The organism is Alicyclobacillus fastidiosus, assembly GCF_026651875.1.
GTDB lineage: Bacteria > Bacillota > Bacilli > Alicyclobacillales > Alicyclobacillaceae > Alicyclobacillus > Alicyclobacillus fastidiosus.
Genome location: NZ_CP104067.1, coordinates 3811058 through 3837699, shown reverse-complemented (window position 1 = coordinate 3837699; position 26642 = coordinate 3811058). Strand labels below are relative to the sequence as shown.

27 protein-coding genes and 2 riboswitches are annotated in these 26642 nt (G+C 57.0%); of the genes, 22 read left to right on the top strand and 5 right to left on the bottom strand.

Annotated elements, in window-relative coordinates; genetic code table 11:
* Positions 1-73 precede the first annotated feature (73 nt).
* The 11 genes from coaBC to spoVM all read left to right on the top strand — a co-directional run bounded on the left by coaBC (position 74) and on the right by spoVM (position 12286).
* A complete protein-coding gene (coaBC, locus tag NZD89_RS18970) occupies positions 74-1291 on the top strand; it encodes a bifunctional phosphopantothenoylcysteine decarboxylase/phosphopantothenate--cysteine ligase CoaBC (RefSeq protein ID WP_268004300.1) in 1218 nt (405 codons plus the stop codon).
* Complete coding sequence (priA, locus tag NZD89_RS18965) at positions 1288-3717, top strand: primosomal protein N' (RefSeq protein WP_268004299.1); 2430 nt, start codon at positions 1288-1290, stop codon at positions 3715-3717. Before coaBC ends, priA begins: the two co-directional genes overlap by 4 nt.
* A gap of 35 nt (positions 3718-3752) precedes the next feature.
* Complete coding sequence (gene def / locus NZD89_RS18960) at positions 3753-4223, top strand: peptide deformylase (RefSeq protein WP_268004298.1); 471 nt, start codon at positions 3753-3755, stop codon at positions 4221-4223.
* Positions 4223-5164, top strand: a complete 942-nt coding sequence (gene fmt / locus NZD89_RS18955) for a methionyl-tRNA formyltransferase (protein WP_268008544.1) — start codon at positions 4223-4225, stop codon at positions 5162-5164. The genes def and fmt overlap by 1 nt, the downstream gene beginning before the upstream one ends.
* Positions 5161-6519, top strand: a complete 1359-nt coding sequence (gene rsmB / locus NZD89_RS18950) for a 16S rRNA (cytosine(967)-C(5))-methyltransferase RsmB (protein WP_268004297.1) — start codon at positions 5161-5163, stop codon at positions 6517-6519. Before fmt ends, rsmB begins: the two co-directional genes overlap by 4 nt.
* Before the next feature lie 12 nt (positions 6520-6531).
* Positions 6532-7578 (top strand): dual-specificity RNA methyltransferase RlmN, encoded by a 1047-nt coding sequence (gene rlmN / locus NZD89_RS18945; RefSeq protein ID WP_268004296.1) that lies wholly within the window; start codon positions 6532-6534, stop codon positions 7576-7578.
* An 83-nt stretch (positions 7579-7661) separates the two neighbouring features.
* Positions 7662-8423 carry a Stp1/IreP family PP2C-type Ser/Thr phosphatase gene (locus NZD89_RS18940; RefSeq protein ID WP_268004295.1) on the top strand — a complete coding sequence of 254 codons (762 nt, stop codon included), beginning with the start codon at positions 7662-7664 and terminating at the stop codon, positions 8421-8423.
* A complete protein-coding gene (gene pknB, locus NZD89_RS18935; RefSeq protein ID WP_268004294.1) occupies positions 8420-10402 on the top strand; it encodes a Stk1 family PASTA domain-containing Ser/Thr kinase in 1983 nt (660 codons plus the stop codon). The genes NZD89_RS18940 and pknB overlap by 4 nt, the downstream gene beginning before the upstream one ends.
* Before the next feature lie 40 nt (positions 10403-10442).
* The gene (gene rsgA / locus NZD89_RS18930) at positions 10443-11300 is read left to right on the top strand and encodes a ribosome small subunit-dependent GTPase A (protein ID WP_268004293.1); all 858 of its coding nucleotides are present in this window, start codon (positions 10443-10445) and stop codon (positions 11298-11300) included.
* Positions 11301-11302: 2 nt separating this feature from the next.
* Positions 11303-11968 carry a ribulose-phosphate 3-epimerase gene (gene rpe, locus NZD89_RS18925; RefSeq protein WP_268008543.1) on the top strand — a complete coding sequence of 222 codons (666 nt, stop codon included), beginning with the start codon at positions 11303-11305 and terminating at the stop codon, positions 11966-11968.
* A 234-nt stretch (positions 11969-12202) separates the two neighbouring features.
* Entirely contained in the window at positions 12203-12286 is an 84-nt protein-coding gene (gene spoVM, locus NZD89_RS18920; RefSeq protein WP_268008542.1) for a stage V sporulation protein SpoVM, read from the top strand.
* Between the two features lie 72 nt (positions 12287-12358).
* Here the strand turns inward: spoVM and rpmB are convergent, their stop codons facing one another.
* Positions 12359-12550 (bottom strand): 50S ribosomal protein L28, encoded by a 192-nt coding sequence (gene rpmB, locus NZD89_RS18915; protein ID WP_268004292.1) that lies wholly within the window; start codon positions 12548-12550, stop codon positions 12359-12361.
* Between the two features lie 174 nt (positions 12551-12724).
* Here rpmB and NZD89_RS18910 point away from each other — a divergent pair, with 174 nt between their 5' ends.
* The 3 genes from NZD89_RS18910 to NZD89_RS18900 all read left to right on the top strand — a co-directional run bounded on the left by NZD89_RS18910 (position 12725) and on the right by NZD89_RS18900 (position 15520).
* The gene (locus NZD89_RS18910) at positions 12725-13078 is read left to right on the top strand and encodes an Asp23/Gls24 family envelope stress response protein (RefSeq protein ID WP_268004291.1); all 354 of its coding nucleotides are present in this window, start codon (positions 12725-12727) and stop codon (positions 13076-13078) included.
* A gap of 75 nt (positions 13079-13153) precedes the next feature.
* Positions 13154-15199: an ATP-dependent DNA helicase RecG gene (gene recG / locus NZD89_RS18905; RefSeq protein WP_268004290.1), complete on the top strand. Its 2046-nt coding sequence runs from the start codon at positions 13154-13156 to the stop codon at positions 15197-15199.
* 120 nt (positions 15200-15319) lie between these two features.
* Entirely contained in the window at positions 15320-15520 is a 201-nt protein-coding gene (locus NZD89_RS18900) for an alpha/beta-type small acid-soluble spore protein (protein ID WP_268004289.1), read from the top strand.
* Positions 15521-15601: 81 nt separating this feature from the next.
* On the opposite strand, the gene NZD89_RS18895 is transcribed toward NZD89_RS18900, so the two are convergent.
* Together NZD89_RS18895 and NZD89_RS18890 are read right to left on the bottom strand one after the other, a co-directional pair.
* Positions 15602-16207, bottom strand: coding sequence for a methionine ABC transporter permease (locus NZD89_RS18895; protein WP_268008541.1), 606 nt, complete (start codon positions 16205-16207; stop codon positions 15602-15604).
* A 50-nt stretch (positions 16208-16257) separates the two neighbouring features.
* Positions 16258-17298: a methionine ABC transporter ATP-binding protein gene (locus tag NZD89_RS18890; RefSeq protein WP_268004288.1), complete on the bottom strand. Its 1041-nt coding sequence runs from the start codon at positions 17296-17298 to the stop codon at positions 16258-16260.
* A gap of 79 nt (positions 17299-17377) precedes the next feature.
* A riboswitch (SAM riboswitch) is annotated at positions 17378-17490 on the bottom strand.
* A gap of 187 nt (positions 17491-17677) precedes the next feature.
* A riboswitch (SAM riboswitch) is annotated at positions 17678-17781 on the top strand.
* Between the two features lie 88 nt (positions 17782-17869).
* Between NZD89_RS18890 and NZD89_RS18885 the strand changes: the two genes are divergently transcribed.
* The 3 genes from NZD89_RS18885 (at position 17870) to NZD89_RS18875 (ending at position 21461) form a co-directional block, all read left to right on the top strand.
* The gene (locus tag NZD89_RS18885) at positions 17870-18727 is read left to right on the top strand and encodes a MetQ/NlpA family ABC transporter substrate-binding protein (protein WP_268004287.1); all 858 of its coding nucleotides are present in this window, start codon (positions 17870-17872) and stop codon (positions 18725-18727) included.
* A 233-nt stretch (positions 18728-18960) separates the two neighbouring features.
* The gene (gene asd / locus NZD89_RS18880) at positions 18961-19785 is read left to right on the top strand and encodes an archaetidylserine decarboxylase (RefSeq protein WP_268004286.1); all 825 of its coding nucleotides are present in this window, start codon (positions 18961-18963) and stop codon (positions 19783-19785) included.
* A gap of 521 nt (positions 19786-20306) precedes the next feature.
* Positions 20307-21461, top strand: a complete 1155-nt coding sequence (locus NZD89_RS18875) for a glycosyltransferase family 4 protein (RefSeq protein ID WP_268004285.1) — start codon at positions 20307-20309, stop codon at positions 21459-21461.
* Between the two features lie 68 nt (positions 21462-21529).
* Here the strand turns inward: NZD89_RS18875 and NZD89_RS18870 are convergent, their stop codons facing one another.
* Both NZD89_RS18870 and NZD89_RS18865 read right to left on the bottom strand, forming a co-directional pair.
* A complete protein-coding gene (locus NZD89_RS18870) occupies positions 21530-22927 on the bottom strand; it encodes an amidase (RefSeq protein WP_268004284.1) in 1398 nt (465 codons plus the stop codon).
* 61 nt (positions 22928-22988) lie between these two features.
* The gene (locus tag NZD89_RS18865; RefSeq protein WP_268004283.1) at positions 22989-23612 is read right to left on the bottom strand and encodes a CBS domain-containing protein; all 624 of its coding nucleotides are present in this window, start codon (positions 23610-23612) and stop codon (positions 22989-22991) included.
* Positions 23613-23927: 315 nt separating this feature from the next.
* Here NZD89_RS18865 and rsmD point away from each other — a divergent pair, with 315 nt between their 5' ends.
* Genes rsmD through rpmF form a run of 5 tightly spaced genes read left to right on the top strand, consistent with a single transcriptional unit; the run spans position 23928 to position 26638 of the window.
* Positions 23928-24518 carry a 16S rRNA (guanine(966)-N(2))-methyltransferase RsmD gene (rsmD, locus tag NZD89_RS18860; protein ID WP_268004282.1) on the top strand — a complete coding sequence of 197 codons (591 nt, stop codon included), beginning with the start codon at positions 23928-23930 and terminating at the stop codon, positions 24516-24518.
* A 50-nt stretch (positions 24519-24568) separates the two neighbouring features.
* Positions 24569-25054: a pantetheine-phosphate adenylyltransferase gene (coaD, locus tag NZD89_RS18855; RefSeq protein ID WP_268004281.1), complete on the top strand. Its 486-nt coding sequence runs from the start codon at positions 24569-24571 to the stop codon at positions 25052-25054.
* Between the two features lie 19 nt (positions 25055-25073).
* On the top strand, positions 25074-25886 hold the full coding sequence (locus NZD89_RS18850) for a patatin-like phospholipase family protein (protein ID WP_268004280.1): 813 nt from the start codon (positions 25074-25076) through the stop codon (positions 25884-25886).
* Positions 25887-25919: 33 nt separating this feature from the next.
* Positions 25920-26423 carry a YceD family protein gene (locus tag NZD89_RS18845; protein ID WP_268004279.1) on the top strand — a complete coding sequence of 168 codons (504 nt, stop codon included), beginning with the start codon at positions 25920-25922 and terminating at the stop codon, positions 26421-26423.
* Between the two features lie 38 nt (positions 26424-26461).
* Positions 26462-26638: a 50S ribosomal protein L32 gene (rpmF, locus tag NZD89_RS18840; RefSeq protein WP_268004278.1), complete on the top strand. Its 177-nt coding sequence runs from the start codon at positions 26462-26464 to the stop codon at positions 26636-26638.
* Positions 26639-26642: the final 4 nt, after the last annotated feature.

Below are 26642 nucleotides of genomic sequence, written 5' to 3'. Positions count from 1 at the left end.
TGCTACCTGGGCAGAGCAGCCAAGCGGTTGTTCTGCCTTTCTTGCGTGAAAGTCGGAACGGGAGGGCGGTTGTATGGAACAGAAGTCCATCTTGGTCGGAGTCGGCGGCGGAATTGCCGCCTATAAATCAGCGTCTCTATGTTCGCTGCTGGTGAAGAACGGGTTCGACGTGCAGGCTTTGATGACCGAGCACGCGACGCGGTTCATTCAGCCGCTGACGCTACAGGCCTTGACGAAGCACCCGGTGATCTTCGACACGTTTGCGGAGCCGAATCCGTCGGAAATTGCGCATATCGCCGTGGCGGATCGGGCGAAGTTGTACGTGATAGCGCCAGCCACCGCCAATCTCATCGCTAAGTTAGCTCACGGGTTGGCAGACGATATGGTGACGACGACAGCGCTGGCGGCCACGTGCCGGACGGTCGTGGCCCCGGCCATGAACGTCCACATGTATGATCATCCTGCTGTCCAGGAGAATTTACAGATTTTGCGCGATCGCGGCGTGATCGTCATGGACCCGGGCGAAGGGCCGCTCGCCTGTGGGTATACCGGCAAGGGCCGGATGCCGGAACCCGAGGACATCGTGTCGGTGATTAAAGCCCTGCTCGAGGAGCAGCAAGACCTCGAAGGTCTCCACTTCGTGATCACGGCAGGACCCACGGTGGAAGACATCGACCCAGTTCGGTTTCTCACCAATCGCTCGAGCGGCAAAATGGGGTACGCCCTCGCGGCGCAGGCGATATCGAGAGGGGCCAAAGTGACGCTCGTCTCCGGCCCGACGCACTTGAACCCGGTACCTGGGGCGAAGATGGTTCACATTCGCAGCACCGAACAGATGCTGCGCGGGGTACAAGAGGCGATGGCCGACGCGGACGTGTTGATAGCGGCCGCTGCGCCTGCGGACTACCGGCCGGTACAGGTGTTTGGTCACAAGTGGAAGAAATCGGACGGGTTGCCGGAACTGGCACTCGAGGAGACGCCGGACATTCTTGCGACCGTCAGTCGCTCCCGTCGCGAGGGCCAAACGATTGTCGGGTTTGCCGCTGAAACTCGCGACGCACTCAGTTTTGGCAGGCGCAAGTTAGAGTCCAAGGGCCTCGACATGATCATCGTGAACGACGTCAGCCAGCCCGGCGCTGGATTTGATGTCGACACCAACCAAGTTGTCGTCATCTCCCGAACAGGGGACGTCGACACGTTGCCAATGATGGCCAAGTCGAGCGTGGCGGATCGGATATTGACGCGGGTCAAGGCGCTTCGCAACAGCGTGGATGGAGAACGGACCGGATGAGTCAAGTCGGTACCGTGGTCAGTGTGTTCATTGATTCCCCGGGCCTGTTTCTGGACAAACCGTTTGACTACAGCGTTCAAAGCGAGCTGGCCCAGTCCGTCGAGGTGGGCCAGCGCGTATTTGTGTCGTTTGGCCACCAGTTCAAGTCGGGCGTCATTTGGCAGGTGCATCACAAAGTGGCAATCGGGGAGAAGGTCAAGCCCATTCTCGATCTCGTCGACGACCAACCGGTCCTCACACCTGAGCAGTGCAGTTTGGCGAGCTGGCTGTGCGAGCGGTACGCCTGCACGATGTACGATGCAATAACGGCCATCTTGCCAGGTGCATTTCGGGTGAAGGGCGATATCGTCATTCAACCTGTACAAACGGCGCTGGTGCCCGACGACATCACGGCGACGCCTCTGTGGGGCTCGATTGCGCGGGACAAGCCGACGGAGCGCGCGCTCTTCGCCCAGTTTGGGAAGTCGGCGCGGGCGCAAGTGGCAGCCTGGGAGAAGGCTGGCTATCTCCGGCGGCGCCTCATCGTCAAGGAAGAGGTGCAAGCCTTCGAGGTATCGTGGCTCGTGCGCCAACGCCCGGCACAGGAATTGCAGGCCGCGGCGGAGGTTCGGCGAAAACGCGCGTCAAAACAGGCTCGGTTGCTCGAGGCCTTGGCGCGTGCGGAAGAAATCGAGTGGAAGCGGTCTGAGTTCAGCCGAGACACGGTCGAGGCGCTCGTTCGAGAGGGGTGGCTCATCGAACAGGTTCGCCCCAAATCGCGATTGAAGTGGGCAAAGCAGAAGGTCGCTGCGCCGCCGGAACTGACGGAAAGCCAAGCTCGGGCACTCGCGCACATCCGCGAGCAACTCGATGCGGGTACGGCCCGCACCGTCATCCTTCACGGGGTCACCGGGAGCGGCAAGACCGAAGTCTATATCCGCTCGATAGAAGACGTCCTTGCGCGGGGGTTGTCGGCCATCGTCCTCGTGCCGGAAATCGCCCTCACGCCGCAGATGGTCGGCCGTTTTTACGCCAGATTCGGCGAGCGCATCGCGGTACTGCACTCGGCGCTGACGCTCGGCGAGCGAAGAGACGAATGGGGCCGCATCTTACGCGGGGAAGCCTCGATCGTAATCGGGGCGAGGTCGGCTGTTTTTGCCCCCGTGCAAAACTTAGGACTCCTCATCGTCGACGAGGAACACGAACCTTCCTATAAACAAGAGGAAGCGCCGCACTACGATGCGCGCGACGTCGCGTTAGAGCGCGCTTCGTCGTTCGGCGCGTTGACGGTATTCGGCTCTGCGACGCCGTCCCTTCAGGCGCTCTACCTGGCTGAGCACGGGCAGGCCCGGATGGTGACGTTGCCGATTCGGGTGAATCAGCGGCCACTGCCTGCGGTCGAGATCATCGACATGCGAGACGAGTTGCGCGCGGGCAACAAGTCGCTTTTTAGCGATCGCCTGGCCGACGAGATCGAGAAGACCATCGCGCTGGGGCAGCAGGTGATTCTCTTCCTCAACCGGCGCGGTTTTGCCTCTTCGATGTTGTGTCGCGCCTGTGGCGAGGGCATGCATTGTCCGCACTGTGATATCAGCCTGACTGTGCATCGGGATGCGCATGGGATGCGGCTGGTGTGTCACTACTGCGGCTACGAAGAGCAAAGTCCTGTTGAGTGCCCGGCGTGTGGCGAACGCGCCTTGCGCTCGTTCGGTATTGGGACGGAGCAGATTGAGCAAAGTTTGAAGGAGACGTGGCCACAGCTTCGCGCCCTGCGCATGGACGTGGATACGACGCGTAAAAAGGGGTCGCTCAAGCACATCGTCGAGCAGTTTGAACAGCGGCAGGCGGACGTGCTCATCGGCACTCAGATGATCGCAAAGGGCCTCGACTTTCCGCATGTGCGGTTGGTCGGCGTGATGGCCGCCGATACGATGCTCGAGGTGCCAGATTACCGGGCAAACGAGCGGACGTTTCAGTTGCTCACGCAGGTGGCCGGCAGAGCTGGTCGCGCCGAAACGGATGGAGTGACCATCATTCAAACCTACCGCCCGGACCATTTCGCCGTCCTGGCCGCAGCGAGGCACGACTTTCCGTCGTTTTACCGCGAGGAGCGAATGCAACGCGAGGTGTTTTCGTATCCTCCGTTCTGCGAAATGGCCGTGTTTCTGGCGACGCATTCGGACGAGGTTCTGTCGCGGGGAGCGGCTGCTCGCTTCGAGCGCGAGCTGCGCCGGGCGTCGCTTCCGGACGGGACCGTGGTCCTTCCGGCGTCTCCGAGCGGAATCAGGCGCATAGAGGATAAATATCGCTATCAAGTTGTGTTAAAGTATCAGCGTTGGGAAGACGTGCGAGATATTGTCGATCCCGCCTTCCGCCTCGTCAAACAGCGGATGAACGAGTACGGTGGCGCGTGTCGGCTCGATGTCAATGCCCAGCGCATTGGCTAAATACATGGGTGTGAACTGCGAAAGGAGGCCTCGTAGTGGCGATTCGAATGATCCGAATAGGGGAAGACCCTGCACTGCGGCAACAGGCTAAGGAAGTTACAAAGTTTAATGCGGCGACGCATAAGTTGTTGGATGATATGGCCGAGACGATGCGCCACGCGGACGGTGTCGGTTTGGCCGCGAACCAGATTGGCATCCTCAAGCGCCTCGTCGTCATCGATGTCGGACAAGGACTCATCGAATTGGTAAATCCGGAGATTCTCGAGCTCCGCGGCAAGCAGTACGGCCCTGAGGGTTGTCTCTCCCTGCCGGGGCTCACAGGGAAGGTGGAGCGTGCGCAATACGTCCGGATCCGCGCGCAAAATCGCTACGGAGAGCCGTTTGAGTTAGAGGGACAAGACTTGTTGGCGCGCTGCATTCAACACGAGATCGATCACCTCAATGGTATTATGTTTACCGATTACTTGCGTGCAGAAGAGATTGAACGCGTGGAGGAGCGCGCGTGATGGGGGTCAAGGTGGTCTTTATGGGCACGCCTGATTTTGCGGTGCCAACGCTAGAAGCGTTGGTGGCGCAAGGTTGGGACGTGCTCGTCGTCACGCAGCCGGACAAGAAAGTGGGAAGAAAACACGTGATCACGCCGCCGCCGGTGAAGGTAGCCGCGCGAAAACACGGCCTTCGCGTCCTTCAGCCGACGAAAGTGCGCGAGGAGGCGAGTGTTCTGGAGCTTCAGGCATTTCAGCCAGACCTCATCGTGACCGCCGCGTACGGACAACTGCTACCGGCGTCCGTCTTGTCCATCCCGCGCGTGGGGGCCGTCAACGTCCACGCCTCGCTACTGCCGCGCTGGCGCGGCGCCGCTCCGATTCATCGCGCGATTATGGCCGGAGATACAGAGACCGGCGTGACCATTATGGAGATGGTGCAGGCGCTCGATGCAGGACCCATGCTTGAGCGCCGCGCCATTCCGATTCTCAACACCGACAACGTCGGCTCCCTGCACGATAAACTCGCGCAGTTAGGCGCGCAGATGTGCCAACAAGTGTTGCCGAGGTATGTGGATGGCGCGTTGACGGCCACGGAGCAGCCGGAACAAGGCGTCACCTACGCCGCGCGCATTGAACGCGCCGATGAGTTTATTGATTGGACCGGGTCGGTCACAACCGTGGATCAGCATATTCGGGGCTTGTCGCCGTGGCCTGGGGCCACTGCCTGGGACGGCGAAGCCACGTATAAAATTTGGTCGGCGCACAAGGTGCCGATAGAGGCGAGGCTCGAGCCAGGCGAGGTGCGCCGGGTCGGCTCAGATATTCTCGTCGGCTGCCTCGACGGAATCTTGTGCCTGGACGAGGTGCAACCCTCAGGTCGGCGAAAAATGGCTGCACGGGATTGGTTTGGCGGGATTCGCCAAGACGCCTTTTCGTTTGTGAAAGGATCTCCATCATGAAAAACACAGCTCGGTCTATCGCCTTTGAGACGCTTGCGCGCGTGTACAAGGATGGTGCGTACACGAACATCGCGTTGCAGCACGCGTTGACTGACCGCGAATTGTCGCCCAGGGACAAGGGACTCTGCACGGAAATTGTCTACGGTACCGTTCGCCGCCAGATCACCATCGACGCGTTGCTACAGTTGTACGTCAAACGCAAACTCAAGGATCTCGACCAGGATGTCCTCACGATTCTGCGAATGAGCGTCTACCAGTTGGCCTTCTTGGAGCGGGTACCTGCTTACGCCGCGATTGACGAGGCAGTGGAATTGACCAAGCGCCATGCTCGGGCGGCGAGTGGATTCGTCAACGGGGTGTTGCGCTCCTACGTGCGGGAGAGTGCGCCGACGGAGGACAAAATTCAGGCTTTTCTCGCGAAGAAGCGGGCGAACGAGGTGCTATCTCTCGGCGTGAGGCACGGCTTTCCAAACTGGATGGTGCAGAGGCTCATGCGAGCGTATGGTCGGGAGCGCGCGGAGGCGATTCTCGCGGCTTGTAATGAACCGGCGCCGCTCACCGTTCGCGCAAATTTGCTCAAGACCACGCGTGAGTCGCTCAGGACAGCACTTGTGGAGGCTACACAGGCGCAGGTTCGGGACGGTGAGTTGTCTGCACAGGCACTCGTCATTCCAGCCGCCGTCAACGTGGAGACGCTTGAACAGTACCGTGCGGGCCAATTCACCATCCAGGACGAGGCCGCAATGCTGATTGCGCCGCTGCTCACGCCACTTCCAGGCAGTTCTGTACTCGACATGTGTGCCGCTCCTGGTGGAAAGACCACGCACATTGCGGAGTTAATGCGCGATGAGGGTACCATAGATGCATACGACGTGTATCTGCAAAAGGTCAAAATGATTCAGCAACAGGCGACACGGCTTGGGCTTAAGAGCGTGACCGCCCGGCTTGGCGATGGCCGCGACTTCGCCCAAAAAGAAGCCGCATACGACGCCGTGCTGGTGGATGCGCCTTGCAGCGGGCTCGGTGTCATGCGCCGCCGACCGGACATTCGCCATCGCCGGAAACAGTCGGATATCGAACAGCTGACGAGTCTGCAACGCGAGTTGCTCACAGCCGCGATGCACGCGGTTCGACCAGGTGGCATCGTGGTGTATGCGACTTGCACGCTGTTGCCGGAGGAAAATGAGCGCGTGGTGGAGTGGGTTCAAAGGGAGTCTTCCGATGCGTTTGTCGTCGAGGATATCCATGAACTCGTCCCGGAGGTATTTCGTCAAGACGTCCACCACGGCTTGACCATCACGCCGGAACGCGTTCTTACAGATGGTTTTTATATGACGAGACTAAGAAAAAAGTAGGGGGTGACCGCGTTGGTACACTTGTACGATTTTACTCTGGCGGAACTGACCGCTTGGATGAAGGAAGAACACGACGAGCCCGCATATCGCGCTCGACAGGTGTTTGAGTGGTTGTATCAAAAGCGCGTGACGTCGTTCGAAGCGATGACCAATCTCCCCAAGTCCCTTCGTGCTAAGCTCGAGGAGACGTGCGTGCTGGGCACGGCAGAGGAAGTGACGCACCAAGAGTCGAAAGTCGATCCCACCACCAAGTTCCTGCTTGGCTGGCCGGACGGGGTCACCGTCGAGACCGTCTTGATGCAACACAACTACGGGAACAGCGTCTGTGTGTCTTCTCAGGTCGGTTGCAAGATGGGCTGCACGTTCTGCGCATCCACACTGGGTGGCATGCTCCGGCAGATGCGGGCCGGAGAAATTGTCGAACAATTGTTGTTTAGTCAGCGGCTGCTCGACAAGAAGGGCGAGCGGGTGTCGTCCGTGGTGCTGATGGGGTCCGGTGAACCGATGGACAACTATGATCAGGTCATGCGGTTCGTGGAAATCATCAGTGATCCGCACGGCCTTGGCATCGGCCAGCGCCACATCACCATCTCCACGGTCGGCCTGGTACCGGGCATCAAACGCCTCGCGGACGAAGGGCGGACGATGACGCTCGCCGTTTCCCTGCACGCGCCGAATGACGAGCTTCGGTCGTCGATGATGCCGGTTAATAAAGCCTATCCGATTGCCAAGCTGATGGATGCATGTCATTATTACAATCAAAAAACGGGCAAGCGGATCAGCTTCGAGTACGCCTTGGTCGGCGGCACGAACGATTCGCTCGAGTGCGCGAAGGAATTGGCTGACCTGTTGCGAGGATTGCCCTGCCATGTCAATTTGATCCCGGTGAACTACGTACCAGAGCGTGACGTTCAACGAACGGCGAAGAAACAGATCTATGCGTTTTGGAACGCGCTCCAGGATTACGGGGTCAACGCGACGATTCGTCGCGAGATGGGGCATGACATCGCGGCGGCCTGCGGTCAGCTCCGCGCCGAGCACATGAAGCAGCGCGCGTAGGGTATTGGTGTCCAATTTGAGTGCTCGTCCGAGGAGGTTTACCTCGTCGGACAGCCTCTTTAGCTTACAGAGGTGTTCATGGAATGTTATATGCTGCAAAATCCCACATCGGCCTAGTTCGAACAATGAACCAGGACGGCTACATCATCGTGCCAGATCTGTTGCGCGGTGGGTTATATCTCGTCGCCGATGGCATGGGTGGCCCGTCCGCAGGAGATGTTGCAAGTCAACTGGCGGTAGAGCGGGTCAGCGCCTATATGAAAGATCACATTTCGGCAACTAGCGATCCGGCTGATGTGCTGTTAGCAGCTGTCCATCACGCCAATGAGGCCATTTATCAAGAGGCAATTGAAAATCCCTCATATCAGGGTATGGGAACGACCGTCGTGTGTGCGTATGCCGATGCAGAGCAGGTACACATTGCACACGTCGGCGATAGCCGTGCATATTTGCTGTCGGGTGGGCAGCTTCGCCAGGTGACCAAGGACCACAGCCTCGTCGCCGAATTGGTTCGCCGCGGCCAGTTGACCGAAGACGAAGCGAGAATTCACCCGCAGCGCAATATCGTGACGAGATCGCTCGGGACGGAACCGACAAGTGTCCCCGACGTCAATACGTTTCCTTGGCAGTCGTCGGACACCATTCTTCTGTGTTCCGACGGGCTGACCAATCTCGTGTCAGATCCGGAAATCACGCAGTTCATGCGCAGGGCGCAAGAATGTAAGGACGAGTCGTCGCTAGGTCGCGTCGTGGACGAAATCATCGAACTCGTGCTGCAACGCGGTGGCTCCGACAATGTCACAGCTCTGTTTGTTGTCCACCGAGAGGGGCGTGGTCAGGCTTGAACACGCGCATCCTAGGTGGGCGGTACCAGCTCCAAGAGGTCATCGGCGGCGGTGGCATGGCTGTCGTCTATCGCGCGGTTGACACACTTCTCGACCGGGTGGTAGCCATCAAAATGTTGCGCAGCCAGTTTGTCGAAGACGAGGAGTTTGTCGCTCGGTTTCGCCAAGAGGCGCAAAATGCTGCCCGTTTGTCCCACCCGAATATCGTCAATGTATATGATGTCGGAGTGGTCGACAAAGAATACTACATCGTGATGGAATATGTGGATGGCCAAACGTTGAAGGATATGATTGTCGAGCGGGCACCGTTGCCGGTCGACGAAGCCATTCAACTGAGTGTGCAAATTTGCGCCGCGCTATCGCATGCGCACGAACAGCACATCATCCACCGCGACGTCAAACCGCACAACATTTTGGTGAATAAATTCGGCGTCGTGAAGGTGACCGACTTCGGCATTGCGCGAGCCGTGACAGGGAACACCATTACGGACAGACAGGCGACCAGCGTCCTTGGTTCAGTGCATTATTTTTCGCCTGAACAAGCCCGTGGCGCTCAAACGGATGCTAAGAGCGACATCTATTCGCTCGGTGTCGTCCTGTACGAGATGCTTACAGGCAGCCTGCCGTTCAGTGGTCCTTCTCCGGTCAGCGTCGCGCTCAAACACCTGCGGGAGCAGTTTGTCGAGCCGCGCGAGCTGAACAAGGCCATTCCGCAAAGTGTCGAGAATATCATTCTGCGCTGCATGGTCAAGGCCGCAGAGGGCCGCTACGACAACATGGCGGCCGTGAAGGCCGATTTGGAAGACGCGTTGAAGCATCCCAATGTACCTAAGTTTCAACCGTCTGACGACTATGACGACAAGACGATTGCCGTGCCCGTCGTCGGCGAAGGCTTTTCCGATGTCTCGCCAGAGTTGCGGGCGGCGCGGCCCAAACGGTCCTGGCGCAAAGTGGCGATGTATACCGGGATTGTGGTCGCCGCAGCTGCGGCGCTTGCAGTCGGTGGCTATGCGGCCATCGTGCTTGTGACGAATCTCGTCAAGGTCCAGAATCTCAACTTGCCATCGGTCGTCGGCAAACCGGCGGCTACTGCGATGAAGTCGCTGGAGGCCGCAGGCTTTAATCCGAACCAGATTCAAGAGGACTATGAACCCAATACGAGCAAGCCAAAGGGTATCGTGTACGACCAGTCGCCTACCGGTAATACGCAGGTGAAGCAGACTCGCCAAATCACGTTGTACATCAGTAAAGGTGCGCCACAAGTGTCGATGCCGGATGTGACAGGTCAGCCGTACGACCAAGCCAAGCAGTCGCTCGTCACGGCAGGTTTCTCGGCAAACAATATCACCGAACAAGTTGAGCAGAGCTCGACAGTGCCGTCCGGGCAGGTGATCTCGTCAAATCCCGCCGCTGGGCAACAAGTCTCGACGGATGGAAAGATAGTCTTGACGGTCAGCCAACAGGAAAACACAACGGTTCCGAACCTGCTTGGCCTGTCCTATGCGGACGCGGTGCAGGCGCTCAAGAACGCGAACTTGCAAGTTGGGCAGGTTACACACAATCAAGTGACCAATATCCCCAACAACCAGGTTTATTATATTTATCCGTACGTCGAGGGGCAGACGGTGCCGGCGGGATCGTCGGTCAATCTGTACGTGGCCGACAATCCGCAGTCGTCGGGTGATAACTCCACGAGGTCCGACAATTCGACTGATAACGGAACGGGGAATGCGACCTCGACGTCCGGTTCAGCCGAGCCCCACCAGGTGTCCATCACCGTACAGGCCAACAAGGGAGCCTCGACGCAAGTGAAAATCGTGATCGACGATGCGAATGGACAAAATCAGGTCGTGGTCAATCAGTCCATTCAAAAGACGACGACCTGGCAAGAGACCTTATACCTGAACCAAGGCCAAAAAGGCGATGTGAAGGTCTATGAGAACGGCAAGCTAATGAACGATTACCCGGTCAACGGTTGACCGATTGGAAGGGAGCGTCCGTGTGGGAGAAGGACGGGTAGTGCGCGCGATCAGCGGATTTTTCGACGTGTACGACGAAGGAGTGGTTCGTCGGTGCCGCGCTCGAGGCGTGTTCAAGAAGCAGGGCGTCACAGTCCTCGTAGGCGATTTGGTGGAGTATGATCCCATCGGCACAAACGAAGGTGTCGTTACGTCCGTTCTACCACGGCGTTCTGAACTGATTCGCCCCCCAATTGCAAACGTCAATCAGGTGCTGGTGGTGTTTGCGTTTGTCACACCGGACCTCAATTTCTTGATGCTCGACAAGACAATCACCGCCGCTCTGATAGCGGGCGTTCGCCCTGCCGTCGTGCTGACGAAGGCAGATCTCGTCGACGCACAGACGGCGGCCCGTATTTGTGAAATCTATCGCGGGTGCGGGTTTGCGACGCTCGCCATCGCGACCAAGCTGGGAGAAGGCGTGGAATCCGTACGGTCGCTGATGCGAGGGTCGTTAAACGTGTTTTCGGGGCCGTCCGGGGCGGGCAAGTCGACCCTTGCCAACGCCTTGGTGCCTGGGCTGGAACTTCAGATGGGGGCAGTGAGCGAAAAAATCGGTCGCGGCAAACAGACGACGCGACATGTTGAGCTATTTAAGCTGGATGAAGACACGTGGTTGGCAGATGCGCCGGGCTTCAGCCAATTGCAGGTAAACGTGGAGTCGCGCGAGCTGAAGAGGTTTTTCCCTGACTTCACAGAGGCAGGCGCGGCTTGCGCGTATCGCGGATGTGTACATATTGACGAGGACGGCTGCGCGGTCAAGGCGGCCGCCGCCAGTGGCACCATTCAGACGTCGCGCTACGACAGTTACGTGCAGATTTATGCGGAAATCCGTGAGCGGGAGGAGAATATGTATTGAGGATGCAAATCGCGCCCTCTATTCTGTCAGCCGATTTCGGGCGGCTTGCAGCAGAAGTAGAAGAGGTTATCGAAGCTGGTTGTGACTGGATTCACGTAGATGTGATGGACGGTGCGTTCGTGCCGAACATCACGATGGGGCCGCAAGTCGTGGAGGCCTTGCGCAAGCGGTTTGATTGTACCTTGGACGTGCACTTGATGGTCCAAGCGCCAGAAAAGGTGATTCCGGCATTTGCAGACGCTGGGGCGAGCGTCATCACGGTTCACAAAGAGGCGACTCCTCACGTGCACAGGGCGCTCGAAATGATCCGTACGCTGGGTGTCAAGGCGGGGTTAGCGCTCAATCCTGCGACCGAGCTCGACGGCCTGCAGTACGTCGACGACATCATCGACTTACTCCTCATCATGACTGTCAATCCTGGCTTCGGTGGGCAATCGTTCATCACGGCGACGCTGGACAAGATTCGCTCGGCGCGCGAGCGGCTGATCCGTTCCAATCGTGGAGACGTTCCAATTGAAGTGGATGGCGGGATCAATCTGCAGACGATTTGCGCTGCCAAATTGGCCGGCGCGCGAATTTTTGTGGCCGGGTCTGCCGTATTTGGAGAAGAGGACAGGGCAGGGGCTATCAATGCGCTTAAACAGGCGCTTCGCGAAGATAAAAGGTAAGTGAGATCGGATGTCGGGTTACGACACGGGCAGGCGGCCTTCCCAGCGGGGAAATGGCCGCCTTTTGCTGTGGCGACGAATCGGGTGTCGAACATATCGCCCCTGTGCAGTTCACTGTGAATTTAGACTTGTCTCAGCACATTTCGACACTTGGCGAATATACATAGTTAGCGATAGAGGCGCTTGCCCAGCCAGATAACCTGGTGCAGGCTGGTTCGAGGGGGGGAAGTGGTCTTGAAATTTTATACCATAAAGCTGCCGCGATTTCTCGGTGGCATCGTTAAAGCGATGCTCGGCACCTTTACGAAAGAGTCGTAAATCCGGATGTAACCTCCTCAGTAAAACAGAAAAAAGCACCTCTCGGGGTGCTTTTTTCTCGTTCGATGTCAATTATATGGCGCGCGTGACCTTGCCCGCTTTCAGGCAACGCGTGCACACGCGAACCCGCTTCACAGTCCCGTTGACGTTGGCGCGGACCAACTGAATGTTGGGCAGCCAACGACGCTTGGTCAGGATGTGCGAGTGGCTCACCTGGTTGCCGACCTGAGGTCCGCGTCCGCAAATTTCACACCTTCTAGCCATGCGAACACCTCCTTGACCACGACTTACGTATGTTGCAATTATCATGGTTCATACGCCGAAATTGACCTCGTGTAGTGTAGCACATATGCACAGTTCCCGCAAGTGTGCTTCCGAGGACGTGCGTGTTTATAGTACAATAGTGGAAAACACGAGAAGTGGATAGGGAGGACTCCCATGCCGAAGACCATTGAAACCCAATACGGCCAAATATCCGTCGCAGATGAAGTCATTGCAACCAGTGCAGGTTATGCGGCTATGGAATGTGAGGGACTGGCCTCGATGGCTTCCCGACGGCAGGTGGTAGATCGCCTCACGGAAGTGTTTGGACGAGACAATCCTGGCCGCGGTGTGGAAGTGCGATTTGCTGACGGGTCGTTACACGTCGACCTGTATATCGTCGTCAACTATGGCGTGAACATCTATGAAACAGCCCAAATCATTCGGCAGAAGGTCCATTATCTATTATCTGATACGATCGGCGTAGAAGCCGCGAGCATCAACATTTACGTTCAAGGCGTCAAGTTTTAAACGCATGGCGAATGCTTCGTTCGAAACGCAGGGCGTTGCGCGTCGTACCAGAGTACCTTATGGAGTGTCGTCCCAGTGAATTTGAATCAAACTCCTGTGCGCAGTTTACCTGGTGTCGGCCCCTCAAAGGAGACCGATCTCGCTGCGCTGGGCATCCATACTATCGGTGATTTGCTACATGCGTATCCTTTTCGCTATGAGGATCGCCGAGTGAAACCTTTAGCTGCTTGGAATGATGGTGAACGAATCACAGTTCGCGCAACCGTTGCTGGTACAGCAACGGTTCGCTGGCGTGGTGCAAAGTCGATGATGACGGCGAGGCTGCGTGTCGATGGGCAATCGACGGTCCTCGCTACGTGGTTCTCACAGCACTACCTGAAGTCGAAAATGACCGACGGTCGCGTCGTCATGGTCACGGGCAAATGGAATCAAGAGAAGCGGCTGATTGTCGTGTCTGAGACGTCATTTGACGCATCTGAGCAAACGCGCGTCAACGTGCCGTTTCTGCCGGTGTACCACGCCAGTAAATCATTTGGATCCCGACAGCTTCATCAGCTCATCTTGAAGGCACTTGACTTATATGCGGATGAGTTACCAGAGCTTCTACCGTTTGCACTCGCGAAAAAGTATCGCCTGTGGTCGCATCGCGATGCGGTTTGCGCGATGCATCAGCCGAATACGGCAGAGGATTTGCGCCAGGCCCGTCGCCGGCTCGCCTTTGAGGAATTCTTGTTGTTTCAGATGCAATTGCATTGGTTTCGCCAGCACCGCACGGAGCCGCAAGGGCTGGAAAAGCAGGTGCGAACAGACGCGCTGACAGAGTTTGCGGCGGGTTTGCCAGCACCGCTCACCGGCGCACAGCTTGCGGCGTGCAAAGAGATTCTCGAGGATCTTCAAGGCCCCAAGATGATGGCTCGCCTGCTTCAGGGCGACGTCGGTTCGGGGAAGACGTGGGTCGCCCTGTTCGCGTGCTACGCGGCCTTCTCAGCCGGATTTCAATCTGCGCTCATGGCCCCGACGGAGATCCTGGCGGAACAACATCACCGCGAGGCTGTGCGCGTTTTGTCGAAATTCGGCATGCAAGCCAGGCTGCTGACGGGGAGCGTCGGATCGAAGGAGCGCAAGAGCATACTGGACGGTCTCGCACGCGGCGAAGTCCATGTCGTGATTGGCACCCACGCCTTGCTCACAGATGATGTCGCGTTTGACAAGTTGGGGCTGGTCATCACTGATGAGCAACATCGGTTTGGCGTATCGCAGCGCTCCGTCTTGCGGGCGAAAGGGGAATCCCCTGACGTCCTGATGCTCTCGGCGACGCCGATTCCGCGTACGTTGGCCCTCGCCGTATACGGCGATGTCGACGTGTCCGTCTTAAACGAGCTTCCGCGTGGCCGTCAACCGATTCAGACGTTGGCCTATTCGATGAAGCACGAAGACGAGGTTTTGCGGTTGGTTCGCCGCGCGCTCGACAAAGGGCAGCAGGCGTACATCGTCGCACCGACCATCGAGGAGTCGGAGACGGTCGAGATGGCGGCTGTCACAGAGATTTACGAACGTCTACAGGACAAGCTGGCTGGGTTTCAGGTACAGCTTTTACACGGCAAGATGAGTGCACGTGAGAAAGATGACATCATGCGAGACTTTCGGGACAAGGCGTCGCAGGTTCTCGTGGCGACGACCGTGATCGAGGTGGGCATCGACGTGCCAAATGCCACGGTCATGGTGATTTACAACGCTGAACGGTTTGGTCTCGCACAGTTGCACCAGCTGCGAGGGCGCGTCGGCCGCGGTTCAGAGGCCAGCACTTGCGTTCTGTTGGCCGAGGTGAATAGTGATACCGCGAAAGCGAGAATCGAGACGATGGTGGCGACGCAAGACGGGTTCGCCATCGCGGAGAAAGATTTAGAGTTGCGCGGGCCGGGCGAGTTTCTCGGAGTTCGTCAAAGCGGTTTGCCGCAATTCGCAGTCGGTGATATCGTCAGAGACCACAACATTATGACGGTGGCGCGCGAAGAGGCGACCGCGATGCTCAAGTCCGATTCGTTCTGGTTATCGCCGGCGTATGAGACGCTGCGGCAAGCGATTGCGCAACTGCCCGAGCAGGCGTTTTATCGAGATTGATACGCTGTGCATGGCGTGCGCAATTTGTCGCATGTGGTCGAAACTGGCAATTATAAAACATGATAAATCCCCTTGGTCGGAACATACTACGTGTACAACCACAAGGGGAGGTGAAATGGCATGGCGAATAACACTGGAGGCAACCGCGAACACTTGATCTCCGGAGCAAGCCGCGCACTTGACCAAATGAAATACGAAATCGCTTCCGAGTTCGGCGTGCAGTTGGGCGCTGAGACGACCGCTCGTCAGAACGGTTCTGTCGGTGGTGAAATCACAAAACGTTTGGTGGCATTTGCTGAACAACAGCTCTCTGGCCGCTAACACCTTGTGTTGGAACGAAAAAAAGGCTGTCCCTTCGGGGATAGCCTTTTTTTCGCGTTCTGCATCGGTTGTTCGAGTCGCTTAGCCGCGGCGCTTGGCAAAATGGACCACGATTTTGTCCCCGGTCATCTGCAGGATTTGCACCAACACAATCAGAATGACGGTCGTTACAATCATGACGTTGGTCTGAAAGCGTTCGTAGCCGTATTGCACGGCCAAATTGCCCAATCCGCCACCGCCGATGACACCAGACATCGCAGAGTTCCCGACGAGCGCCACCGCCGTGAGCGTGACGCCTGCCACGATGCTCGGCCAGGATTCGCGCAGCAGCACGCGCGTCACGATGGCGCCCACACTCGCACCCATCGATTGAGCCGCTTCGACGACGCCAGGATGCACTTCGCGCAATGCTGTCTCCGAGACGCGCGCAAAGAATGGGGCCGCACTCACGACGAGTGGAACGATGGCGGCGTTGATGCCGATGGACGTCCCAACTATCCACTGCGTCACAGGGATCAGCGCGATGAGCAGGATGATAAACGGGATGGAGCGCACCACATTGACAATGACGGACGTGATTTGATAGACCACTCGATTCGCCAGGAGTCCGGTTCCCGACGTGAGGTAAAGGACAATGCCGATGGGGAGGCCGATGACGACGGACAATAGCGTCGAGATGGCGATCATGTAAAGCGTCGCACCGGACGCCTGCCATATTTCTGGCCAGACAATGCCGTTTAGCACGATGCGTACACCTCCGATGGCACGGTTTCGGTAACGTCGTTGGCGATGACATAACCACGTCGGGTGAGGGTCTCGGCGACGCGCTGCACGGCTTGTGGCGTACCGTGCCAGGCGAGTGTCAACTGGCCATATGGCACCGATTTGATGGTGTCGACGGTTCCTCGCAGGATACTGAACGTACAGCCGGTCTCCTGTGCGACCTCGGCCAGAACGGGCTCATAGGCCAGTGCACCTGTGAACGACACCTCGAGGACGCGTCTACCGTCTTTTTGCGTGCTGATTGGCATTGCGTCCGTTGTGCTGTGCACTTGGAACAGACGTTTGCTGACGGCGTGCGACGGTGCCAGCAGGACGTCGATGACGTTTCCAGTTTCCACGATCTCGCCGTCAGCCATCACCGCCACGCGGTCACAGATGTCGCGCACGACCTCCATTTGGTGCGTGACCATCACAATGGTGAGTCCGAGCTGGCGGTTGATGTCTTTTAAAAGCGCTAAAATCGATTGGGTCGTCTCCGGATCGAGTGCGGAGGTGGCCTCGTCGCACAGCAGAATGGACGGTTTCGCTGCAAGTGCGCGCGCGATGGCTACACGCTGTTTTTGTCCACCGGATAACTGGCTCGGGTATTGCCCCTCGTAGCCAGCGAGTCCGACGAGGTTGAGCATCTCGGCGACGCGGCGCTTCGTCTCGTCAGCAGGCGTTTTCGCCAATCGCAGCGGAAACGCGACGTTTTCTGCGACGGTCGCAGAAGATAGAAGATGAAAATGCTGGAAGATCATACCGATGTTGCGACGTGTCAGGTTCAGTTCTCGCTTGGACAACTTCGTCAAATCCGTGCCGTTGACGACGACCGTGCCTGTCGAAGGGCGCTCCAGCAGGTTGATGCAGCGAAGAAGCGTACTTTTGCCAGCCCCTGAGTACCCAACTATCCCGAATACTTCTTGGCGCTCGACGTGAAGGGAGACATCGTTCACCGCGGTGACGAGATTCCCTTTCTGCCGATAGGTCTTACAGACCCCGCTGAGTTTTATCATGACAACTCTCCTAATCTTGATAAACAGGTGAATAAAGCAATGTGGCGCGCCTTTGAGAAGGCGCGCCACATTGCTCGTCTCCTCATCTGTCGGACTGTCGTCCGCAGGATTTAGCACCGCTTATCGGTCGAAACGCCGATCATCGGTTGCCGGGCTTCATAGGGCCAGTCCCTCCGCCACTCTCGATGAGAATATATATCCTGTTTTTTGTTGTTCTGAGGTCACATCAATCAGACAGTCATGGATTTTATACCACCCACCATATCATTGCAACCCTATTGACAAATGCGCGAGTCTCGCAGTATAAACTGTTTCAGGCCCACGGCGCTTCGTCGCGTCGCGGATAAAACATCAAACCGACAACTTCAAACACAACACACTCTTATCGAGAGTAGGCTGAGGGACTGGCCCGATGACGCCCGGCAACCGACACGACAACGTGCACGGTGCTAACTCCTGCGGAACAATTCCGGGAGATGAGAGGACATGCGTGATCATGCCTCTTTTCCCTGTGAAAAGAGGCTTTTTTCGTGGTTGTGGGCCTAGGAGTGGAGAGGGGAAACGAAAAGTTATGAAGAACATTCGCCAAGCATCCGTTGCACTGGCCACGGTGACACTCGGCGCCCTATTTGCTGTCGGGTGCGGAACAAATAGTGCGAGCAACGACGGAAACGGAAGTTCAACTGCGTCAGCAAAGAAGGACGTCGTTCTGAAAGTGGCCGCTAGCCCGACGCCACATGCGGAGATTTTGAACGATATCAAGCCGATTCTCGCGAAAGAGGGCATTCAACTCGAGGTCATCGTGTACAACGACTACATTCAGCCGAATCGGGCTTTGTCGTCCGGTCAGGTAGATGCCAATTTCTTTCAGCATAAGCCGTACTTGGAGAACTACAATGAGATGAACCACACCGATTTAGTCCCTACGGTAGCCGTTCACTTCGAGCCGCTCGGAATCTATCCAGGCAAGAGCAAGTCGCTCGCGAACATTCCGAACGGCGCGACCATCGCCGTTCCGGATGACACCACAAACGAGGCCCGCGCGTTGTTGCTTTTGCAAAACGCAGGCATCATCAAGCTCAAGGACCCAAACAGCATTTCTGAGACGAAGGAAGATATCACGTGGAATCCGCACCACGTCAACATTGAAGAACTCGACGCTGCGGCGATTCCGCGTACTGTACGCGACGTGAACTACGCGGTCATCAATGGAAATTACGCCCTCGATGCAGGATACACTGTGGCGGATGCGCTCGACGTCGAAAAGGCGAACAGCCTAGCGGCGAAAACGTACGCAAATTACATCGTCGTTCGACCAGATGAGACGAACGACTGGAGAATAAAAGACCTGGACAAGGCCATCACGTCACCACAGGTGAAGCAGTTTATCGAAACCAAGTTCAAAGGTTCCGTGGTTCCAGTATTTTAAATCTGTAGACGAAAACGCGTCATGAAAACGACGACTGAGCGTCCGTTCGCGACGACCGCCAACCGGAGCGGTTGCTTGCGGGCGGACTTTTTTTCCCTCTTTGCACGGCACGCGCGACACACACTAGGATCGGAAGAGGTCATGCCCGGCTCGCGGGATCCAATGGTTGCCTAGACAAAGCTCTGAAAAACACCTATATTGACTCTAAACTAGAGTGTAAAAAAGAGGGAATCATGAAATCGTTCGTAATCAAATGCGCACTTCGGCTGATGCCGAAACGTGCTTATACTTCTCTGCTTGGGACGATTGTCGGCAGTCGCTGGAGTGCGCGGCTCATTCCATGGTATGCGCGCCACTTTTCTGTCGATGTCGACGAGCTCGCCAAGCCGATAGACGAGCACATGAGTTTAGGGGAATTCTTTTCACGAAAATTGTCCGCAAAAGCGAGGCCCATTTCCGTCGGACTGGTGTCGCCAGTCGATGGGGTGGTCAGCTCGATGGGGAGAATCGACGGTTATACGCTGCTGCAAGTGAAGGGTCAAACGTATACGCTCAACGAGTTTTTAGCCGACGACATCGCAGCGGAGCGCTACGCTCACGGGTGGTACATCACACTGTACCTGAGTCCTAGCGATTATCATCGGATTCACGCCCCGACCGCTTGTACAGCCCGTCACTACCGCCATATCCCAGGGGCGTTGTATCCGGTGAACGCGCACGGTGTGCAGCACATACCCAAGCTGTTCGTTCAAAACGAGCGCGTGATCACGTATTTTGATTCCGCAGACGGCCCCTTTGTCATGGCCAAAGTCGGGGCCGCAGGTGTTGGGACGGTCATCGTTCCGTTTGGAGAACTGCCATCCCGGCGAAACCGCACCCGTGGTCAAGTGCGCGACGCGTCCTGTCACGAGACGTTTGCGAAGGGCGAAGAAGTGGGCTACTTTGCGCTCGGTTCGACCGTGGTCCTGCTGTTTCCTTCCAGTTTTCCGCTGAGGTTTGTCGTCGAATCGGGTGAGAAGGTCAGGATGGGACACACGATTGCCACCGTTGTTCGCTGATTGGTAGGTCGCCAATATCGCAGCGAGTGACCGACGCGATTCGGCTTCTAAAATGCGTCATCGAGCGTTCCAGGCTTGCCCCTATGCATGAAAACTTGTACATTGTAGTAGGAATAGACTAGCGTGTACATTCACGTGAATGGGCACAGAACTGGGATGTCAATTGCAGACACCGATTGTTCCATGATCGCCTGAACGCTTGGCAGGACGAGTCCGGCAAGTCAATTCGCTTCTATTACTTGGCGACTATTTGGCGACTTGTAGGACTACGAATTTGTCGAGCTGCTCTTTATAGACTTTCGACCCAGCTCCCGATTGCCACCTCATAAAGTTGGGTACAATGGGAGAGTACGGCACGTCGGGCATCGATACGAGGACGGTCCCATCCCTTGTTCACACGAGGCGCAAACCACATCGGTTGGCAATCGATGCAAAGGTTGATGGAGACCGCAGGAAAATACCGTGACCGCACCGATTTTGACGCGGTCATACCGAATGCAACTTGGAGGTAATTGATACACATGCGAATTGCGATGTTTACGGAGACGTTCTTGCCATCGACGGACGGGATAGTGACACGTTTGCGTGCGACGCTCAACTATTTGGAGCAGGAAGGGCATGAAGTGTTGTTATTCGCACCGTCCGGTGCGCCAAGCCACTACGCCTCCGCGACCATCGTAGGGATTCCGGCAATGCCGTTTATCCTGTACCCGGAAAAGCGGTACGCTTTGCCGCTTCCGCGGATTGGCCGTGCAATCAAACGATTTCAGCCCGATTTGATTCACGCGGTCAACCCAGCGTTTTTGGGTTTAGGTGGCATCTACTACGCATGGCGTCATCATCTGCCACTGATTGCTTCTTACCACACCAACGTGCCCGCCTACGCCAGGCACTACAAGCTGAATTTCTTGGAGCCGGCACTGTGGTGGTATTTTCGTACATTGCACAATCGCGCCGATATGAATCTGGCGACATCTCGTGCGACGATGAATGAACTCGAAAAGCAGGGATTCTTGAACCTTGGCCTGTGGGAACGCGGTGTGGACGTCGAGATGTTTCAACAGGCGAAGCGTTCGAGTGCGATGCGCAAACGGCTGGCTCCCAATGCCGGGCCGTCAGATCCGGTGCTGCTCTACGTAGGGCGTTTGGCGTCGGAAAAGAACATCGAACGCATCCGCCCGTGTTTGGACGAATTTCCGAATTTGCATTTGGCCATTGTCGGGGATGGACCGTACCGTCGCGATTTGGAGCAGATATTTGCCGGAACGAACGCACAATTCACCGGGTACATGCACGGGGAGGAACTGGCGGAGGCGTACGCGTCCGCAGACGCGTTCTTATTTCCGTCTACCACCGAGACACTCGGCTTAGTCCTTTTCGAGGCCATGGCCACTGGGTTGCCCGTGCTGGCCGCCGATAGTCCGCCGACGCGAGAGGTGTTGGAGAACGGCCGCGCCGGGTTCATCTTCGACTCCTCGTCGGACGTATCGATGATTCATCTCGTTCGCCAACTGATCACCGACGATGAGCGGCGCAATCAGATTCGAGATCGAGGGTTGCAAATCGCCAAGACGTTGGACTGGGCTGGACCTAGCCAACAATTGTTGCAGCATTATGAGACGGTGTGCAAAGCACACGGGTTAATCTCTCGACCGGTTGAGTCGGGAACCCGCTAAGGAAACAAAATGGGTTGCTCCAATGGTTCGCGGAGCAACCCATTTTTAATTTTCCAGTTGAAAAGGTCCTAACGGCGACCACCCGTAGTTTCGTTCCAGTCCGTGAGGGCCTGTTCGACTCGCGCAGCAATCTGAAGCAAGCGAGCATCCTTCCCGAATCGCCCCACCAATTGCAGGCCAAACGGCAGACCGTCCACGATGCCGCCTGGAATCGAGATGGCGGGCATGCCAGACAGGTTCCATGGATTCGTAAATCGCGTCATCAAGGGACGGATATGGCTCGCTTCGCCGCGTACGACGACAGACTCCGTTCCGAGTATAGGTGCGAAGACTGGGGTAGTCGGTAACAGGATGACGTCGATCTCGTCGAACCAGCCATCGATTTCCCGCTGGAAGGCTTGGCGGAACGCGAGGCTGTAGATATAGTCCTGAGCGGATATCTTACTGGACGTTTGGAGTCGCTCGAACACGTCCTCGCCGTATAAATGTCCGTGTTCTTGTAGCCACGTCCGGTGGACGGAGAACGCTTCCGCACCTTGGATATTGCCCTGATGCAGCGCGATTTCGTCTTCGTCAAACCGCAGTTCGGACTTCCAGTTGACGAGATGGCTCTCCTCCAAAAACGATACGAGTTGTGCAAAGTGATTTGCCACAGGGTCGGTCGCAAACCGCTCGACGAGGCGGCTGGGGATGCCGATGCGAAGCGGCCCCTCTGCTATCTCATCGAGTGCGCCAAGCAGCGACGAACCAGTTCCGTGCGTGAGCGCGAGGACGTCAGTCAGGAGCGCGGCGTCGCGGACGGTGCGGGTGAGTGGGCCGACGTGATCGAGTGTAGAGGCGAGCGGCAACACGCCGTCGACTGGTACGAGGCCGTGCGTCGGCTTGTAGCCCACGATGCCCGTGAGGGAGGCGGGAATTCGGATGCTGCCGCCCGTGTCTGTGCCGATGCTGGCCAGTGCGAGGGAGGCCCGGACGGAGGCGGCGCTTCCCCCACTAGATCCGCCTGTCATTCGCTTTGTGTCCACCGGATTTCGCGCGGGCCCGTAATGGGCGTTCTCGTTCGTGATGCCGTAGGCGAATTCGTGGAGGTGCGTCTTCCCGACGATGATGGCGTGGGCTCGTTCGAGCCGCTGGACCACGCTCGCGTTCGCGGTGGGGCGGTAATCCCGGTATATTTGACTGCCGTAGGTGGTCGGTGCGAACGACGTGTGGATCAAATCCTTGATGGAGATGGGGGCTCCCGCTAACGGACCGAGTCCTTCGGGAAATGACGTGGCCAATGTGTCGACAGCGTGCGCGCGTTGTCGCGCATACGCGTCACTGACCGTCAAGAATGCATTCAGTTCGGGGTTCTGCGAATGAATGCGCTCGAGGCAATGATTCGTCAGTTCCTCTGCAGTCCACTGTCCAGCCGCGAGCATACGCAGGCCAGTTTCCAGTGAATCGGGGAACGTGTGAACGGACATGGAACTGATCACTTCCTTTGTATGGGGATCACCCAGTGCGCCTCGACGGGCGCACGCTGGGTCAGTTTACTTGAATCACGAGAAACCCCGCACGCTCGAGGTCGTTGACGAGGGTGTCGAGCTTTTGCGACTTTCGCACCTTCAACAGTACGCGTCGATTTAGGTTCTCTCCTGCATCGAATGGCACGCAGGTGACGACGCTCAGGCCGAGTCGGTGCGTCGTGTTGAACAGCCGCTCGAAAGCCCCCTCTACTTCCGGGACGCCAAGGAGCAGTCGGTCCGCTTCCACGTTTGTCGCAAAGGCGACGGCGAGGGCGCTCTGAACGTCACTGCGCTTGACGATGCCAAGGAATTTTCCGTCTTGTACGATTGGGACGAAGGGAATGCGAATGATGATTTCAATCGTATCTTCGAAATGATCTTCGAACGTGAGCCGTGGCACATCGTGAATGACGCATGTGGCGACCGAGTGTTTCGCGAACTCCGCGAACGATGTGTTCCCGGAAACGGCCTCGAACGCCTCGAAAATACTCCGTTTGCTGACGATGCCCACAAACCGATCCGCTTCCCCAACACAGGGCAAGCTCAGGTGTTTGGACATTTTGTTCAGTGCAGATGCGATGGTTTCGTTCGGATGGATAGAAGTAAGTTCGCAAAGCGGCGTTAAAAAGTTGCGGATAAACACGTACAGCACCCCCATTCTCGCTCCAAATTATACTACGCCAGCCGAATAAATAGGGAGCATAAGTTGTGTTCTGGACGCAGAAAACCCACGCCCGGGTACGCGTGGGTCTGCGGTGCCAAACCGACGTGGTCAGCACGCTTCTGGGAGAGGAGAAAACCGGAGGAAGAGTGGATGGGGACCTTGCTCTTCACCCGCGGTTGCCTACAACAGCTATCGCCGTTGTCAAAGTTAGTATCGGCCAAATGAGGGCTACTCATACACAGTTTGTGAGAATTATCTTGCGGTTTTGTCGAAAAATCACCGTATGGTAAAGTTGTGAAATCAAGATGCAATAGCAGGAAGAGGCAAATTATGCGAGTCATTGCGGGAACGTGGAAAGGACACGCGCTCCAAGCACCGAAAGGGCGCGATACGAGGCCGACGACGGACAGAGTCAAGGAATCGATGTTCAGCTTGCTACCACACCGATTGGACGGTGTGGTCGTCGATTTATTCGCTGGCTCTGGGGCGCTCGGAATCGAAGCGCTGAGCCGGGGTGCCGCTAAGGCGGTGTTTGTGGATGCAGATAGGCGGGCGGTCGGCGTCGTCCGCGAAAACCTGGCGAAGTTGAACGTCGGCGACCGGGGAGTGGTCTGGGTTTCGGATTGGCGCAAGGCTGTATCTAGGCTCGCCGACGAATATCCAGATGTCGATTGGGTGTTTCTCGATCCGCCCTATGCACAAGGACTTTGGCAACAGGCTGTGGCGGCGTTGGCGGACTATGTTCACATTCATGGCGGCATCGTCTGCGAAACGCCGAAACATTATCTGCTGCCGCCAGACATGAGTGGATTTGTTCAAGTAAAATATAAGGTGTACGGCGATATCGCCGTAAGCATCTACGAGCCCGTGGTCGAGGAACTGTGACATTCGACTCGAGGCGAGGTGCGGCACACCGTGGAACCGGGGGCAAAAATATGCGTCGGGCGATCTATCCTGGAACGTTTGACCCGATTACAAACGGCCATTTAGATATCTTGCGCCATGTCGCAGGGCTGTTTGACGAAGTGACCGTGGGAATCTTACATAACCCGTCTAAAAGTCCGTTGTTTCCGCTCGACGAACGGGTTCGGTTTGTACGCGATGCGACGAAGCAATACCCGAATGTGCGGGTGGCCTCGTTTTCTGGTCTGCTCGTCGACTACTGTCGCGCCAACTCGATTCTGTACGTCGTCCGGGGAATACGCAACCCAGCAGATCTGCAAGTGGAAATGCAGATGGCGCAGATGAATGAGTCAATCTATCCGGAAATTCATACGCTCTTTATACCTACGTCTCCAACGTACTCGTTTGTGAGTTCTTCCTTGGTCAAGGATGTCGCCATGCATGGCGGTTCCGTCGGGGAATTTGTGACAGACGTGGTTCGTGAAGCGTTGGCCGACCGCTTGGCTCGGCGCGGATGAACACCGAGGGGTGAGAGATGTGTACGAGCGAAAGGTCGGACTCGCGTTAGGGTCCGGTGGTGCGAAAGGGTTTGCACACATTGGCGTGATCTCGGCGCTCGCCGACCACGGCGTGCCCGTCCACGCAGTCGCCGGCTCTAGCATGGGAAGTCTCGTCGGGGCCGTCTACGCGATGGGGACGCCGCCGCGGATGCTTCGGGGGCTCGCCCTGAGTCTCAAACGGCGCCACTGGCTCGACTTCACCGTGCCGAAAATGGGGCTTATCCAAGGGGAGCGAGTTCGGCATCTCGTGGGTTTGCTCACGCGAAATGCGACGTTTGAGCAAACCGTGATTCCGCTCGCAATCGTCACCACCGACATGATTGCGCGCCAACCTGTCGTCTTCCGCTCCGGCAACATCGCCGAAGCCGTCCGCGCCAGCATTTCAATTCCAGGTGTATTCGTCCCCGTGGTGCGCGACGGTGCCGTCTACGTCGACGGCGGCGTACTGGAGCGCGTGCCGTCCGGGGCGGCATGGGATTTGGGGTGCGATGTGGTCATCGGCGTCGATGTCGGGGTAACACCAGTGGGCTCCATTCCAACGTCGATTATGGACGTGATCATGCAGAGTCTGGAAATGATGCAGGAACAGGCGTGCAATCAGGTGGAACGCGTCGCGTCTCTGACCATCACGCCACCCGTCTCAAGGATTGGCACCGCTCAGTTTACCCGTGCGGCGGAGGCGATAGAGATCGGATATGCCGCGACAGTTGAGCGGTTGCCGGAAATTCAGGCATTGCTGCACAGCGCTGACGAACCCGCGTTTCCAAATGTGACGCGTCTTCAGGAATGAAACTTGATGGTGATAGAAGGGAACGAGGGAACCATGCAACTGAACATCAAGAGCATCAAGCGCGAAGGACACGTCGATTTCGATCACACACAGCAACTGCCGCGCATTGCGGCGGAAGTCGTCGACGTGAAGGAAGTGGACCCGATTCGCGTCACGGGGACGGCGACGTGGACGGACCCGATCCTCCTGGTCGAAGGAACGATTCAAACGAACGTGCACTACATTTGCAGTCGGTGTTTGACCGTGTTCGAGCGTGCGCTTTGCACGCGCTTGTCGAGGGCGTATTCGGTCGATGCCGGACAGGTAGAAGAAGACATTCCGTTGGTGTCGGGAGAGTCGCTAGATCTGACGCCGGACATCGAGGAGGCCGTATTCCTGAGCCTTGACGAACGCCCGCTCTGCCAGGCTGACTGCAAGGGGCTTTGTCCGGAGTGCGGCCGCAATCGCAATGAGGAAGCGTGTTCTTGCGACACTCGTCCAATTGATCCGCGTTTAGCTGCATTAAAAGACTTGCTTTCCGACGGCGAGTCGGAGTAAGATGATGTGCGGTAGTCTGTAAAGGAGGTGTCACGGCTATGGCAGTACAACAACATCGTAGTTCTAAAACGAGAAAACGTCTACGTCGAACGCATTTTAAACTTGAAAAGCCAACTTTGGGGACCTGCCCACAGTGTGGAGAATACAAACTCCCGCACCACGCGTGCAAAAACTGCGGTACCTACAAGGGACGAACAGTGATTGCAGTCAAGTAAGTGC